Source organism: Candidatus Bathyarchaeia archaeon, from assembly GCA_035935655.1.
Taxonomy (GTDB): domain Archaea; phylum Thermoproteota; class Bathyarchaeia; order 40CM-2-53-6; family 40CM-2-53-6; genus 40CM-2-53-6.
Genome location: DASYWW010000060.1, coordinates 104746 through 118314, shown reverse-complemented (window position 1 = coordinate 118314; position 13569 = coordinate 104746). Strand labels below are relative to the sequence as shown.

Below are 13569 nucleotides of genomic sequence, written 5' to 3'. Positions count from 1 at the left end.
CGTCGATCAATTGTTCGTCCGTGACATCTTCACGGACGAGGATTGCACCGTTACTGATACCATAGGCTTCGACAATCCCCTTAACCGATGCGGGGGTAAGCTTTGTCAGCTTGACACTCGTCGTTAGGGCAAGTCCGCCCTTGTTGCTCCTGTTGATGACAACATCGGGAGGCTTCTGGTCGACCCGAATCCCCATCTCGTGCAGCTCATGCTTCAAGAGCTGAATTTGTCCTGGCTGAAACACATCCAAGACAAGCAAGACCAGATCAGCGTTGCGAGCGACGGAAAGAACTCTCTTTCCTCTACCTCGTCCCGATGATGCGCCGCTAATGATTCCGGGAAGATCGAGAATCTGGATATCTGCACCATTCAGCCGAAGTATTCCCGGAACAACAGTCAGCGTTGTAAACGCGTAAGCCGCGACTTTCGATTTTGCGTTCGTCAACCGATTGAGAATTGTGGATTTGCCTACACTAGGCAGTCCGATCAGGACGACTGTAGCATCGCCTCCCTTGCGGATCTCGTAAGCTTCACCTCCCCCTTTCGAGGTGGAAGCTTCCAGTTCTGCGCGAAGTCTGGCCAGCTTGGCCTTGAGTAACCCTATGTGATGTTCGGTTTTCTTGTTGATCTGGGTCTTCTTCATCTCCTCCTCAATCTGCTTAATCTTCTCGGGAAGACCCATCTTGTTTCCTTACTCCCAGTCAAACTAGCCCCTAATCGGGTATTGTGAACTTTGCTACCTTCCACAAGGAAGGAGCGGAGATCATCGTAGGACTTCTTACTGTTCTGTTCAGACTAGAAAAATCCGGAAAACAGCCATAAGAATACCCGATAACATGAGCGAGACACTTATCATCGCAACGCGCGAATGCAAAGACCAGGCAAGACTGTGGGTGAACGCGTACCGACGCCCTAACTCGCCATAGGCCATTTTCAGCCCAGTGAGTGAGGTTGCTGCCGTGACGAAGAAGATGGTCTGAGATGCTCCAAACGGTGGAGAGAGACGAAGGCCCGAGATGACGTTAGAGAACAATAGCAGTAGCGAGAATGCTACAACGACCATCAATCCAAGGTCTCGAAGTGCCATGTTGGTCGAATAGCGCGTTTCTAAGCGGGCGGCGGACCGAAGCTTTTCGCGACACTCAACGCATACCATCGACGTAGAAGGCGGGCGAGACCGCTGAATATCCTCGGCTGTCAGTTCGACAAGTATGGCTCTCCTGCCACATGAAGGACACTCCAACTGAAAGTTGGTTGACACTTTGAGAGGAACTCGCAATAGGTGAACTTCAGCTTATCGGGAGGCCTTTCTGTAGAGTCGCTTGAAAAGCGAATGATTTCGGCTACCTGCCCAGAAACCGGACGTTCCTTCGTGGACTCTATAAGCAGGGAAATGGTATCTAGATTTAGAACGGCGAAAACAAGCACGACCGAACATCTTTCCGTCAAGGAGAACCACCTCGTCCATGGCTGAGAATTGGGTCGACGAACGGGACAAGGCAATTCTAGAAACGATCTACTACTGTGAGAACTGCAACATGGTACTGGACCCCGGCGACAACGAGGTGGAGCGGCACAAGAGGGACCTTCCAAATCACAAAATGCGGAAAGTCTTCATCGTCCGATGCGGCCTCTGTGGAAACATCGTGACCGATAGCCACACCCAGTACAGCCCGGAGCGAAACCAGTTCTGGTGCAAGAACTGCATCGTAGAAACAGGCGTCCGGAACTTCCACAGGACCTAGCACTCCATTTATACTTAGGCTGACCAATTGGTCTTCGTCCAACCGCGGTGTCTCTTTGAATATCGACCTTGTCAGAAAACAGATACCTGTCACCTCTCGACGAGCGTACTTTGACAACGCGGGAACCGGTCCGCCATCAATACCGGTACTGAACTCGATTAACGAGTTCATGGCTGACTGGCGTGAGTACGGTGAAAACTGGGAAGAGTGGCTACCACTCATCATCGAATCACGCCGACAATTCGGAAAGATGATAGGAGGAGCAACTCTAGACGAGGTAGCCTCTGTCCCAAACGTTACCAGCGCGCTAGTCGGTCTCGCAAGTAGTATCAACTACAAACCAAAAGGCAATATCGTCATCAGCGAACTCAACTTTCCAACAAACATCTACCTCTGGCATCTGCAGAAAAAACACGGACGAGCCAAGGAAGTGCGCCTACTGCGCCGCGACAACAATGGCACAGTTCCCCTAGAACAGTGGGAGAAGGCAATAGACGATGATACTTCGATCGTCTCCGTTGACTATGTCTCCTGGACCAACGGTTGCCGGGAGAAAATTCGAGAGATCACAAAGATCGCGCACGAACACGGCGCATTTGTCATCGCCGACTCTTTCCACGCTCTAGGCGTTTTTCCAATTGACGCTCGACAAGACGGAGTTGACGCACTCGTCTGCGGGATGTACAAGTGGATGCAAGGACCTCACGGTGCAGCCTTCGTTTATGCCAAACGCGACAGACTGAAGGATCTGGATCCGAACTATATCGGCTGGCATGGGGTCCAAGACTCGGTCGCGAGGAGGCTCACAAGCCAACAAGATTTGTTCGGAAGGCCGTTCAACATCGAAGAAACAGTACCCGCACCGGACGCCACGATGTTTGAGGGCGGAAGTTGGGGAGTAATATCAATTGTAGGCGCAAAAGCAGCCTTAGAGTTCGCGTTGAAACACGACCAGACAGAAAGATCCCATAGAGTCCTAAAGGTCACCGAGCATCTGATCGAGGGTTTGAGAAAGAAAGGACGCAAGATACTCACACCGTTACAGTCCGACAGGCGAAGCGGAATAGTGGTCTTCGAAGACCCCGAAGCTGGAGCCACCTATGAGAAGCTGAAGAAGATGAATATCACCGTAGCGAGTAGAGTCAAGGCCCTGCGAGCCTCACCGCACTACTACAATACCGAAGAGGAGATCGACAAGCTCCTGTCTGCACTCTAAACATTGAAAATAGTTGTCGTGAACAACTACAAGGAACTAGGACAGACTGAGAAAGCAGTTCAGAACATAGAAAAGTGCGCGGGTCAATCGGTAGAGAAAATAGACTTCAACGAACAAGATCTTTACAGCAGAGTCGTAGAATCCGGCCCGGACCTAGTCATTCTTACCGGGTCCAGCGCCCTCCTCTCAAAACCTAGAACTCGCGAGCTGTTCCAGCCCGAAATGGACCTCGTCAGAAAGGCCAAGTTTCCAGTTCTGGGAATATGCTACGGACACCAGATCATCGGCTCAGCCTTCGGCGCACCTATGCGCGATCTCGGTCAAATGCTACGTGGATACGAAAAAGTGAACGTCGTCCGCAAACATCCCTTGTTCGACGGATTACCATCCGACTTGGTGGTAGCCGAATCACACCGACAAGAATTGATCAAAGTTCCCGACGAGTTCCAACACCTTGCACAATCGACGACAACCAGAGTCGAGGCGATTGTACATCGCTCCAAGCCGATTTACGGAGTCCAGTTCCACCCTGAACGGTCAAACGATGACCATCCACATGGTAGAATGATCATTCAGAACCTCGTGAAACAGATTCGAAGATTCTAACCCGCCTCTAGTGCAGAACCCGGTAGTCGAGCACCATCGCAAGGAATACGATAGCGAGGTACGGACTGGAGAACTTGAACGCTGTCCACGCCTGGGCCTTTGTAGGGTTGAAGGCCAGCTTCAGGTCTAGAATGATCATTCCCAAACCGAGCAGCCCGGCGATTGCGAGATAGATGATTCCGAAGGTTCCCAGAGGCACAAAGATGAGAGAGGATGGTACGAGGAGGAAGGTGTTGATGGCGATATACTGGGCAGCTCTCTTATCGCCTACCACGACTGGAAGCATTGGAATACCCGCTTTCGCATAGTCCCTGGAAGCTCGAAGGGCGAGACTCCAGAAGTGGCTTGGTGTCCAGACGAACACGAGAAGGGCCATCAGCCAGGGTGCGATAGAGGCAACGTTCCCTGTGGCCGCTGCCCAGCCTGCCAAGGGTGCGCAACTTCCAGCGGAGCCTCCGAGGACGATGTTGAGGGTGGTTCGGCGTTTCAGCCACTTGGTATAGAAGCCGACGTAGATCGCCGCTCCGAGGAAGACGAACAAGCTAGCCCAGAGAGAAAGCAACAACAAAGAGATGCCGACACCAAGGGCTACAAGCACTAATCCGAAGATTAGGGCATTGAACGGTGATACCTCTCCTTTAGGGATTGGCCGATGACTGGTACGTCCCATGCTCTGGTCGATGTCCCGATCAAGATAGCAGTTCAACGCTCCTGCTCCGCCGGATGCGAGGGTGCCTGCGATTATGACTGCAACAAGATTGAGCAGGTTAATGCCACGAGTGGCCACTAGGAACGCTATAAGAGCTGTAAAGTCCAGAAGTAAGACTATCTTCGGCTTGGTCAGGTCAAGGTAGGCCTGGGCTCTGGACCCCAAGGATGAACGCGATGCGTGACCTTGTTGGCGGTAAAAGGGTTTGGCGCAAACGGCCCTTACAAAAAGAACCGAAATGACGAAGAGTCGCGAGACGGTAGTTAGGAACTTCTGAAATAGGCCGCTTAACCGCTGAACGCTTCAGAGGGGTCCAGGATGAGGGTCAACTATCTACTCATACTCGGATGTGTAGGTCTCAGCCTCTGGGGTTGGCAACAGGACCCTAACTTCATTGACACGAATTTCGTGTTCAGCTGGAACAACTTACTAGCAGGAAGAGTCTGGACTCTTATCACCGCACTCTTTCTTCACGCGAGCCCCACGCATCTCTTCGGAAACATGCTCTTCCTATTCGTCTTCGGAAATACGCTTGAGAAGATGATCGGTAGAGACTATCACTTGGCAGTCTTCTTCATCGGAGGATTCACAGCATTCCTCCTTCCTCCGGCCCTTGGGCTCTATGCACCGGACACGGGCATGCTTGGTGCATCAGCCGCCATCTTTACTTTGGCAGCGTGCGTGATGCTGATGAACCCGCTCAAATTCTCGTTCCTCTTCATGGCCCCTCAGGGCCTCGTCGCTATGTTCTACTTTCTCTACAACGTAGCCCTCGTCTACGATCCGACGCTCATTCCAGGGCTCGGCTATGACCCAAACATCGCCTATATTGCCCACGTCATAGGCTTCACGGTAGGCATACCGTTCGGAATCTCCTGGAGCAAGCGCTGGCCAAGAAACCTCTTGATCACGCTTGCACTCTTCGGCATATACCTCGCAATACTCGCGCTGCTCGCAGCATTCTTCGGGCTAAGACTGCCCCTCGGCATACTCTAACTGTTGCTCCACGAGCGGCTTGAGCTTGAAGAAAACCTGTCTAGTCGCCCGCAAATCATCGAGACAATGATCACGTATCGACAACAATGCACTACTATCTCCCTCAAGCGCTCTAACGTGGAGATACGGCACATCGAGCCCCATTGGACCCCTCTTCCGATCGACCTGGAAGAAATCACAAACATGATCGAGATAGGTGAAGGTCAGTCTCAACCGGCTCTTTACCACGTCAGCAAGATCAATGTGCGGCTTTCGAAGAAACGGTCGAGGATCAAGCCCATGTCTCATGAGGCGAGTCGTTAGAAATGGGATATCGAAGCTCCTCCCGTTCCAGGTCACCATGACATCATAGCTCTCCAGACGCTTCGATAGCTTCGTCAACAACAACTTTTCGTCCCTCGTCCTTCTCGCTTCCAAATACTCGCCTCTGCCAGTGTCTGACATCAGTCCGGCACCGACGAGTACTCCAGCGTCTGCCTCAAGCGATGTCGTCTCGATATCGAGAATGACGATTTTAGCGGCCATAGATAACTGATAATTGGTTCACGGCTTAAGCGCTTCGGGAGTAATCTCGAAAGGAAGATATTCGGGCCTCAGCCCCTACTCCTTTGATTGAGGCTTCGTGGAGACCCCTGCCATCGTTCAAGTTGCGAACTTGGAGAAAAGCTACCAGCTCGGCAACGTCACAGTCCGGGCGCTTCGCGGGGTCAACTTCACGCTTTACCAAGCAGAATTCGTTGTCATAACCGGTCCTTCCGGGTCTGGAAAGACTACTCTCCTCAATATTATCGGAACGCTGGACAAGCCATCGTCTGGCACGGTCACCATCGACGGAGAAGACATTGCAGGCATGAAAGATGGCCAGCTCACGAAGCTCCGACGCCACAAGATAGGGTTCGTCTTCCAATTCCACAACCTCATACCAGTACTATCGGCTCTGGAAAACGTGGAGCTGCCGTTGTTAACGGCAGGACAGAAACCGTCAGCCGCGAAGGAGCGAGCTAGTCTGATGCTCGAGCGCGTCGGCCTCAAGGAACGCCTCACCCATCTACCGGACGAGCTGAGTGGGGGAGAGCAACAACGTGTCGCAATAGCACGTGCCCTAGCAAATCACCCGAAAATCATCCTCGCCGACGAACCAACAGGAGACCTTGACACCAAGACAGGGACAGAAGTCGTTCAGATAATGTACGAAGCAGCGAAAAGGGAGAACGCCTCCGTGCTTGTCGTCACACATGACCCGGTTGTCGCGAACCGGGCCGAGAAATTGTATGAAATGCGCGACGGCATCATAACAAGAACATCACAATCGCCTAGGGAGTCTTACCGGCTGAGAGCGATCGAACCAGTTCCCCCCGAACCCGCGCGATCTCTCTCACAGCCCAACTAACGAAAACTAGGCCTAGACTTGCTCTCTGCGAAGATTGCGTACCGCAACCTCCCGAAGCGGCGCGCGAGAACCGCGCTGACAATTCTAGCAGTTATTCTAGGAGTCGCTTTGCTCGTCGGGATAAATCTCGCAACTGCAAGCGCAACTGGCGAGTTCACGAATTACATCAACAAGTTCTGGGGCCACACAGACATCGTTGTGAGCTATGGTGGACTCCCTCCCGTATTCCAGACCAATTATCTAGACAAGGTCGAGAGCGTCTCAGAGGTTCAACAAACAGCCGTAAGACTCGTCTGGTTTGGCACCACTGACAACAGAACATTTTTTCCCCTGGTAGGAGTTAACGGGACGGACTTCGATTATTCAAGCTTCAATATCACCGGGACAAGGAGTCTCGCCCAAGGCCAAGCAACGGTAGACGACGGGCTTGCCCAGAAATTCGGACTGAGAGTCGGATCTAACATCAACGTCTTCACCCCAAACCTCTTCGCCAGAACCAATGTCACCATTACACTATCAGTAGTTGGAATCAACCATCCCCTACGCAACATCGGCGCTTCGATCTACGTCTATCTCCCTCAGCTACAATCCGAACTCAGCTTTCAGGGAATGATCTCCCACATCTACGCAACTCTCAAAGACCCAACTAGAGCACCGCAGGTCCGAGACGAGATTCAACATCTCCTAGACTCACCGCTCTTCAACATAAGCGCGCCAAAGGCCGAAGCGGTTCAGAGAATAGCCGGACAGACGGCAGGGTTCGAACTAGGGCTAAACGTGATGGTGGCAGTCGCCCTAGTCGTCTGCGCATTCATTGTCTTCAACACCTTGTTCATGACAGTGAACGAACGCACGTATGAGATCGGAGTGATGAGGGCTGTAGGAACCAGCCGATCACAGATCTTCAGGATATTCTTGACGGAGGGAATGTTGATTGGGACTGTCGGCACAATCGCCGGAGTGGTTACTGGGCTAGCCCTCTCGAGGGCCTTTACCGCGGTGGCAGAGAACATTCTCCAAATCCCATCTCTACCCCTAGTCCAGCTCACCCCGACCATTACCCTAATGGGCCTGGGAGCGGGATTCGCGGCAGTCTTCGCTGGATCCCTCTACCCTGCCGCTTCCGCAAGCCGGATCAACATTATCCAGGCGATTCGGCCATCTGCTAGAAACTCGCGCACCAAAGTCCCAGATTCCATTATTGTCATTGTCAGCGTAGGAATGCTAACGCTTGGATCGCTGGAGGCTGCCAGACTCACGCCCTTCCACGTACCATATCTCGACGTCGCGCTCATACCTTTCGGACTGGTCATTCTTGGAGCCGTGCTATTCGGACGATCAGGCCGAGTACTTACAGCACCTCTCCTGCCATTCTCAAGGGCAGTGGGATACGTCGCATCGAGAAACGGAAGACGAAGGTTACTCAGAAACGCAATCTCGTTTGGAATGATCACGATCACCCTCAGCTTCGTCATCATGCTCGGAGGAATCCAGGGCGGGGTCCAAACCGCTCTTGACCAAGGAATTCAGGAAGCACTCGGCGCTGACATAATCCTGATCGCAAACCAATCCCTGCCGATCAGCTTCGCAAACAATCTCACCAGCTTACCACAGATCTCGACCGCGACCCCACTGGGACCTAGTTTCTTCCCAGTCAGCCCGAAGGTTTTCGGTCCCAAAGGCAACAACACATCAGTCGGGGTACTAGCAGTCGACCCAACCGTATTCCCTCAGATCATAAACTATCAGTTCGTCAATTCTCCCTCTCCACAACAGGTGTATGCTCAGCTCGCGAGCAACAACCAAACCGTGTTGTTACCTGATTCTCTAGCAACTAGACTAGGCGTATCCACCGGCGGAAAGATCACAATGGACATCCCGACGCCCGTTGACTTCAGGGTTGCCGGAATATTCACCGGTCCGGTCCTGCAGTACATTCAGTTTGGAAACAGTTTCGCCAGCGACACGATCGTTGTCTCGTTCAATTCCCAGAACAAATTCTTTGGCGGTCACTACAACGCGCCACTCTTCCTAGTGGACCTAAAGCCTCAATACAAATCAGCCGCCTCCCCTATCGCTCGCGATATCGCTTCCTCGTATCCGAAATACGATTTCGCGGAGAACTCGCTGACCCTCGGACAACTCCTCTCCCTGGTCAGGGACACAATCAACAGGATATTCACGATCATCCTGCTAGTACTCTACTTCGCCCTCCTAATCGCCACGCTCGGAATAAGCGCCACAATGATCATGAACGTCACCGACAGAAAGCGCGAGATCGGGCTCTTACGATCACAAGGAATGAGCAGGCGACAAGTCTCCGGGCTTTTTCTGAGCGAGGGAATCCTCCTCGGAGTATTCGGTTTCCTTCTCGCGATCCCCGGAGGTCTGCTCCTGTTGGAGGGAGCGACGAATAGTACGACCCTAGCAGGATTCTATCTACCATTTGTAGTCCCATACGTCGCGATGCTGCAATCCTTCGGACTGGCAATTCTGGCAGTAGTGGCAGGGTCACTTTATCCGGCTTTGCGCGCTTCTAGAATGGAGATCACAAAGGCTCTCGAACAAGCGTAATAGCCAACTAAGACCCGTTACTGGTGGGAATTGGATTCGGGTACGGCGAGCTTAGCTTTCGCAGGATAGAATAATCATTCTGAGCCGGCATGGCCAAGTCAAGCCAGCACCCACAACACGCACCTGTTTCTCGTAGCTTTTCAACTGCTGGCCCAGTGACACCATCTTTCCCCGCATCCATAGAGCAGGAACACATGAGTTCAGCGGCGCCCACTAATTTCACCAGCGCCCCGCCATTAGTTAGTGAATGCACATCTAATTTCTACTGCGCTTCCGTGCACACTAGAGCAAGATCGATCACCAAGACACTAACCATTATTGAACCTGACCTGGTAGTTTCCAAAGACGCTTTTCCCGAGGGAAAACTCACCATTCCAAGCACACCTACCACGGACGCCAACGATGAAACAGTATTCTTGACCATAGCAACCCAGAACCAGGTCCCCACCGAAACCAGCATTATAGCAAAGATATTACGATTTGGTGCAGTGTTTCCTTTCCGCTAGTTCCTAGCGCGGGGTCTTGGGCATCGCCGGCCACCACAGAGGGCAATCTAGCTGCTAGAATGACGTTATTCGAAAATTGTCGTGGAGCCCAGATTAAATAATACACTGGACTCCGGCAGGCTCTGCGCGAAAACCATGGTCGGCAATGCTTTGATCTCTGTCTATGACAAGTCTAGGCTGGAACATATTGTCGGAGCATTTGCAAGACACAAGATCAAAGTGATCAGCTCAGGCGGGACCGCTCAGGCCATCCGAAAACTCCGACATGAAGTCGTCGAAGTCTCAACCTACACAGGGTTCCCTGAAATGCCGGGTGGATTGGTGAAAACCCTGCATCCCAAAATCCACGCCGGAATATTAGGCGACTTGAAGGATCCTGCGCATCTAAAGTATCTACAGGAGAACGCGATCGAACCGGTGGACTTCGTTGTGGTGAACTTGTACCCGTTCCGGGAGGTTGTGAAAAGCGACCCCGTGAACCTGCGGAGGGCGATTGATAATATCGATATTGGAGGCGTCACGTTGATCCGTGCTGCGGCGAAAGGCGCGTTTCTCAACAATAGAGTCGTCCCGGTAACCAGACCTGCCCAGTATGACGTCCTGATAAGGGAACTGGACAAGCATGAGGAGATCAGAGATGAGTTGAGGCACAAGCTTGCTCGGGAGGCTTTCGCAGTGACGGCGGAGTATGATGCTGCGATAAAGAGTTACTTGGGCAAGGTGAAGAGATGAGCGGGCAGGAGATCCGTCGCATCTACCGGACAGCACGGGACGAGGATCTACCATCATCGCTCAAGATCACGATGGGGGACAAGGTGTTCGAGTACTCAAAGGTCCAATGGAAAGTAGAAGGCCGAATGCGGGGGCTCCGTTATGGAACGAACCCGCACCAGAAAGCAGCCTTGTACCGACCGAAACAATCGAAAGGCGGGATTGGAAACGTCGACTGGGTAAAGTGGGGCAAGGACGGTCCTTCAGCAACGAATATTGAAGATGGCAGCCACGGGTTACGGATTGTCAGTTATTTCAAAGAACCAACTGTCACGGTAATGAAACATCTCAACCCGTCAGGGGTCTCTGTTTCCAGAGGACAGGACAGTCTGAGTCAGGTGTACGTCCGCGCTCGAGACGCGGACAACCGGGCCGCCTTTGGAAGCGTGGTAGTGTCCAACACTCCAGTTGACAGGAGAACTGCAGAAGAGATCATGAAGACCTTCGTCGAAGTAGTCTATGCACCGGGATATAGTTCTGAAACATTAGCGGTTTTCGAATCCAAGAGGGACATACGAGTTGGAGAAGTCCCAGCTCAACGCAAGGAGGGCATGACAATGCCACCTGATGTTGTGGTTCTGGATGATGGATCCTTGATCATCGAGGATCACTATCGGACAGGTGTATTATCGATGGATGATGTGAAACGGCTTCCGGTTCCTACTAAGAAAACGCCGTCAGATCAGGAATATCTAGATCTATTGCATGCATGGTGGGTGGCATGTGAGGTTCGATCGAACGCTGTCGTCTTCTGGAGAAACGGAACATCTCTCGCTATCGGGACCGGCCAACAAGATAGGATAGGGGCTATTGAGAACTCTACTGACAAGGCGCACAAGCTTGGCTATAGCTTGGAGGGAAGCGTGTTGGCCTCTGACGGATTTCTTCCCAAGCTAGACAACATCGAGGCACTGGCCAAAGAAAAAGTCTTAGGGATCATTCAACCGGGCGGGTCGGTTGAAGACCAAGCTATCGTCAGAGCCTGTGATGAACATGGCATTAAGATGGTGCTTACAGGGGAGCGATCTTTCAGGCATTTCTAGGAAAGAACTGAATCAGGATTCCGAGCTTTCTTGTTCGTATTGATTGTTTATAACCAAGGTCACACCAAGGTTAGGTTGGTATCTATTGGAATCCGAGGAGCTTGCTTCTGATTCGGCAATCGGGAATAGTTACGAGCCTTTTCGAGTCACATCTTTGGCTGAAAACCTAGCGGTTAACCTGGGAATGACATTCGTGACTGTTGCTGCCCTGATTCTTAGTATGTTGCTCCTACCGCATTTCCTTGTTGGAGTGACTTGGAACGGAGGATAACTTCCGTCCCGGCCTGCTTTTCTTGACCTCACCAACGCAGGAATCGAATGAGAGAATCCTTATACCGGATATCCGATATCCGATATCGCTATACCGATATCGAAACCATTGGCAAAGGAGGCGAAATGCATGAGTCAACATGATTGGAATCGTCCTCGACACTTCTTTGCTTGGGGCATATTCGCGCTCGTCGCAGTCATTGTAGCATCAATCGCAGTTTCAGCATTCTTCTACGAAACCCGACCGGCACCTGTAGCCGGCACGTACTACCCGTTCTTCCCATTCCCACTATTCTTCATCTTCGGTTTCTTCGCCTTCTTCTGGATAGTAAGATGGCTATTCTTTCCATGGAGATGGGGATGGGGCTACCGAGGAAGATACTGGCGTTACCAAGACGAATCCTACTACATCCTCCGCGAACGATACGCAAGAGGAGAGATCACCAAGGAACAGTTCGAACAGATGATGCGCGACCTCCAACAACACAGTACCACCTAATCGCTCTAGTAGGCTAAGAAAAAGCTGAAGCCGGCCCTCTTTTTTTCGAGCCTTTCCCTTTCCGAATGACACGATCCTGTGGCCTCAAGTTTATTCCTTCCAGCTCCTTAGGGAGCCTCGTCAACAGTTTCAACGAGAAATTTAGGCTATTTACTCCGCTTGGATTATTAAATTGAGCACCAAGTGGAGGGGCTCATGCGACAGTCTTCAGTTGACGGCTTTGTCTTTGACTCGAATTCCTCTCTGTTTCTCTACTCGTCCGAGATCGAATGCATTGTGACCGTGTCTCATGAAGAGTCGAATCACAGCGTCCTCGGCTCTCTGAGGACAAATTAAGACGAAGCCCACTCCCATGTTAAAAGTCCGATACATTTCCAAGTCGGAGACCCTTCCACGCTTCTGAATAATACGGAAAATTCCAGGTGTAGGAGGCAATTGTTCGATACTTGCTCCCAATCTTGCCTGTCCCACTATTCGGTCTATTTTTGCAAACGCTCCGCCTGTTATGTGAGCGAGCCCGTGAACCTCCAGTTTTCTTGTCGCCTCAAGAACCGATTTGACATAGATTCGAGTGGGTTCTAGTAGTTCTTCACCGATGCCTCGGCCGAGCTCCGGTACACTCTCCTTCAGCTTGTATTCTCTTAGGAGAATTTTCCTGGCGAGGGTTAGACCGTTTGAGTGTATTCCCGAACTGGCAACCCCGACCAAAGCGTCCCCTTTTCGAATCTCGTCTCCGAGGATGAGATCTTTCCTGCTGCAAATTCCCGCTGCCATCCCTGCAAGGTCTAGCCCGGGGTCGCTTGAGAGAAGGTCTGGGACGATGGCTGTCTCGCCACCAACAATTGCCATTCCAGATTGTTTTGCTCCTTCTACAAGACCAACTGCGATTTCATTGATAATACGACTATCGTGTTTAGCCATGGTAAGGTAGTCGAGGAAACTGATGGGCTCAGCTGCTGTGCAGATCAGATCATTCGCGCACATAGCGACACAATCTATCCCGATGGTATCGTACTTCTGCATCATCCGAGCAATGATGACCTTGGTCCCGACATTATCGGTATGGAGACTCAGGACCCGACCATCATTGAGATCAACAAGACCTGCATAGTGGCCAATCGGGAAAACGGGATGCCCAACTTTCCCTTTGCGAGTCTTGAAGGTTGATTCGAGCCCTCTAGCGAGAGCCTCGTGGGATTTCCTGATTTGAGAAACGTCGACTCCCGCTCTGGCATAAGTCATGC

The 13569-nt window shown here is 51.8% G+C and carries 15 protein-coding genes; 10 read left to right on the top strand and 5 right to left on the bottom strand.

Annotation, left to right across the window (positions count from 1 at the left end; all coding sequences use genetic code 11):
• Positions 1-682: GTPase (locus tag VGS11_11760; GenBank protein ID HEV2120760.1), on the bottom strand; the 682-nt coding region annotated here is incomplete at its 3' end.
• A gap of 108 nt (positions 683-790) precedes the next feature.
• Positions 791-1087 (bottom strand): hypothetical protein, encoded by a 297-nt coding sequence (locus VGS11_11755; GenBank protein ID HEV2120759.1) that lies wholly within the window; start codon positions 1085-1087, stop codon positions 791-793.
• Positions 1088-1466: 379 nt separating this feature from the next.
• Between VGS11_11755 and VGS11_11750 the strand changes: the two genes are divergently transcribed.
• The 3 genes from VGS11_11750 to VGS11_11740 are packed head-to-tail and all read left to right on the top strand — an operon-like array spanning position 1467 to position 3567.
• Complete coding sequence (locus tag VGS11_11750; GenBank protein HEV2120758.1) at positions 1467-1745, top strand: hypothetical protein; 279 nt, start codon at positions 1467-1469, stop codon at positions 1743-1745.
• 55 nt (positions 1746-1800) lie between these two features.
• Positions 1801-2961: an aminotransferase class V-fold PLP-dependent enzyme gene (locus tag VGS11_11745; GenBank protein ID HEV2120757.1), complete on the top strand. Its 1161-nt coding sequence runs from the start codon at positions 1801-1803 to the stop codon at positions 2959-2961.
• A 3-nt stretch (positions 2962-2964) separates the two neighbouring features.
• The gene (locus tag VGS11_11740) at positions 2965-3567 is read left to right on the top strand and encodes a gamma-glutamyl-gamma-aminobutyrate hydrolase family protein (protein ID HEV2120756.1); all 603 of its coding nucleotides are present in this window, start codon (positions 2965-2967) and stop codon (positions 3565-3567) included.
• 7 nt (positions 3568-3574) lie between these two features.
• Here the strand turns inward: VGS11_11740 and VGS11_11735 are convergent, their stop codons facing one another.
• A complete protein-coding gene (locus VGS11_11735) occupies positions 3575-4516 on the bottom strand; it encodes a heme o synthase (protein HEV2120755.1) in 942 nt (313 codons plus the stop codon).
• Between the two features lie 78 nt (positions 4517-4594).
• Here VGS11_11735 and VGS11_11730 point away from each other — a divergent pair, with 78 nt between their 5' ends.
• Complete coding sequence (locus tag VGS11_11730) at positions 4595-5272, top strand: rhomboid family intramembrane serine protease (GenBank protein ID HEV2120754.1); 678 nt, start codon at positions 4595-4597, stop codon at positions 5270-5272.
• On the opposite strand, the gene VGS11_11725 is transcribed toward VGS11_11730, so the two are convergent.
• Complete coding sequence (locus VGS11_11725; protein ID HEV2120753.1) at positions 5246-5797, bottom strand: ribonuclease H-like domain-containing protein; 552 nt, start codon at positions 5795-5797, stop codon at positions 5246-5248. The genes VGS11_11730 and VGS11_11725 overlap by 27 nt on opposite strands.
• Positions 5798-5894: 97 nt before the next feature.
• On the opposite strand from VGS11_11725, the gene VGS11_11720 reads away from it, so the two are divergent.
• The 6 genes from VGS11_11720 to VGS11_11695 all read left to right on the top strand — a co-directional run bounded on the left by VGS11_11720 (position 5895) and on the right by VGS11_11695 (position 12325).
• Positions 5895-6662, top strand: a complete 768-nt coding sequence (locus VGS11_11720; protein HEV2120752.1) for an ABC transporter ATP-binding protein — start codon at positions 5895-5897, stop codon at positions 6660-6662.
• 18 nt (positions 6663-6680) lie between these two features.
• Complete coding sequence (locus VGS11_11715; protein HEV2120751.1) at positions 6681-9236, top strand: FtsX-like permease family protein; 2556 nt, start codon at positions 6681-6683, stop codon at positions 9234-9236.
• A gap of 194 nt (positions 9237-9430) precedes the next feature.
• Positions 9431-9742 (top strand): hypothetical protein, encoded by a 312-nt coding sequence (locus tag VGS11_11710; protein HEV2120750.1) that lies wholly within the window; start codon positions 9431-9433, stop codon positions 9740-9742.
• A 135-nt stretch (positions 9743-9877) separates the two neighbouring features.
• On the top strand, positions 9878-10474 hold the full coding sequence (locus VGS11_11705; protein ID HEV2120749.1) for a hypothetical protein: 597 nt from the start codon (positions 9878-9880) through the stop codon (positions 10472-10474).
• Positions 10471-11556 (top strand): IMP cyclohydrolase, encoded by a 1086-nt coding sequence (locus VGS11_11700; protein ID HEV2120748.1) that lies wholly within the window; start codon positions 10471-10473, stop codon positions 11554-11556. The genes VGS11_11705 and VGS11_11700 overlap by 4 nt, the downstream gene beginning before the upstream one ends.
• 400 nt (positions 11557-11956) lie before the next feature.
• Positions 11957-12325 (top strand): SHOCT domain-containing protein, encoded by a 369-nt coding sequence (locus VGS11_11695; protein HEV2120747.1) that lies wholly within the window; start codon positions 11957-11959, stop codon positions 12323-12325.
• Between the two features lie 207 nt (positions 12326-12532).
• Here VGS11_11695 and purM read toward each other — a convergent pair whose 3' ends face one another.
• The gene (purM, locus tag VGS11_11690; GenBank protein HEV2120746.1) at positions 12533-13567 is read right to left on the bottom strand and encodes a phosphoribosylformylglycinamidine cyclo-ligase; all 1035 of its coding nucleotides are present in this window, start codon (positions 13565-13567) and stop codon (positions 12533-12535) included.
• Between the last annotated feature and the right edge of the window lie 2 nt (positions 13568-13569).

Excerpts from the sequence above, each read along its gene's own strand:
- VGS11_11705 (HEV2120749.1), top strand. The coding sequence starts at position 9,878 with ATGGTCGGCAATGCTTTGATCTCTGTCTATGACAAGTCTAGGCTGGAA.
- purM (HEV2120746.1), bottom strand. The coding sequence starts at position 13,567 with ATGACTTATGCCAGAGCGGGAGTCGACGTTTCTCAAATCAGGAAATCC.
- VGS11_11750 (HEV2120758.1), top strand. The coding sequence starts at position 1,467 with ATGGCTGAGAATTGGGTCGACGAACGGGACAAGGCAATTCTAGAAACG.
- VGS11_11695 (HEV2120747.1), top strand. The coding sequence starts at position 11,957 with ATGAGTCAACATGATTGGAATCGTCCTCGACACTTCTTTGCTTGGGGC.
- VGS11_11725 (HEV2120753.1), bottom strand. The coding sequence starts at position 5,797 with ATGGCCGCTAAAATCGTCATTCTCGATATCGAGACGACATCGCTTGAG.
- VGS11_11755 (HEV2120759.1), bottom strand. The coding sequence starts at position 1,087 with ATGGCACTTCGAGACCTTGGATTGATGGTCGTTGTAGCATTCTCGCTA.
- VGS11_11730 (HEV2120754.1), top strand. The coding sequence starts at position 4,595 with ATGAGGGTCAACTATCTACTCATACTCGGATGTGTAGGTCTCAGCCTC.
- VGS11_11710 (HEV2120750.1), top strand. The coding sequence starts at position 9,431 with ATGAGTTCAGCGGCGCCCACTAATTTCACCAGCGCCCCGCCATTAGTT.
- VGS11_11700 (HEV2120748.1), top strand. The coding sequence starts at position 10,471 with ATGAGCGGGCAGGAGATCCGTCGCATCTACCGGACAGCACGGGACGAG.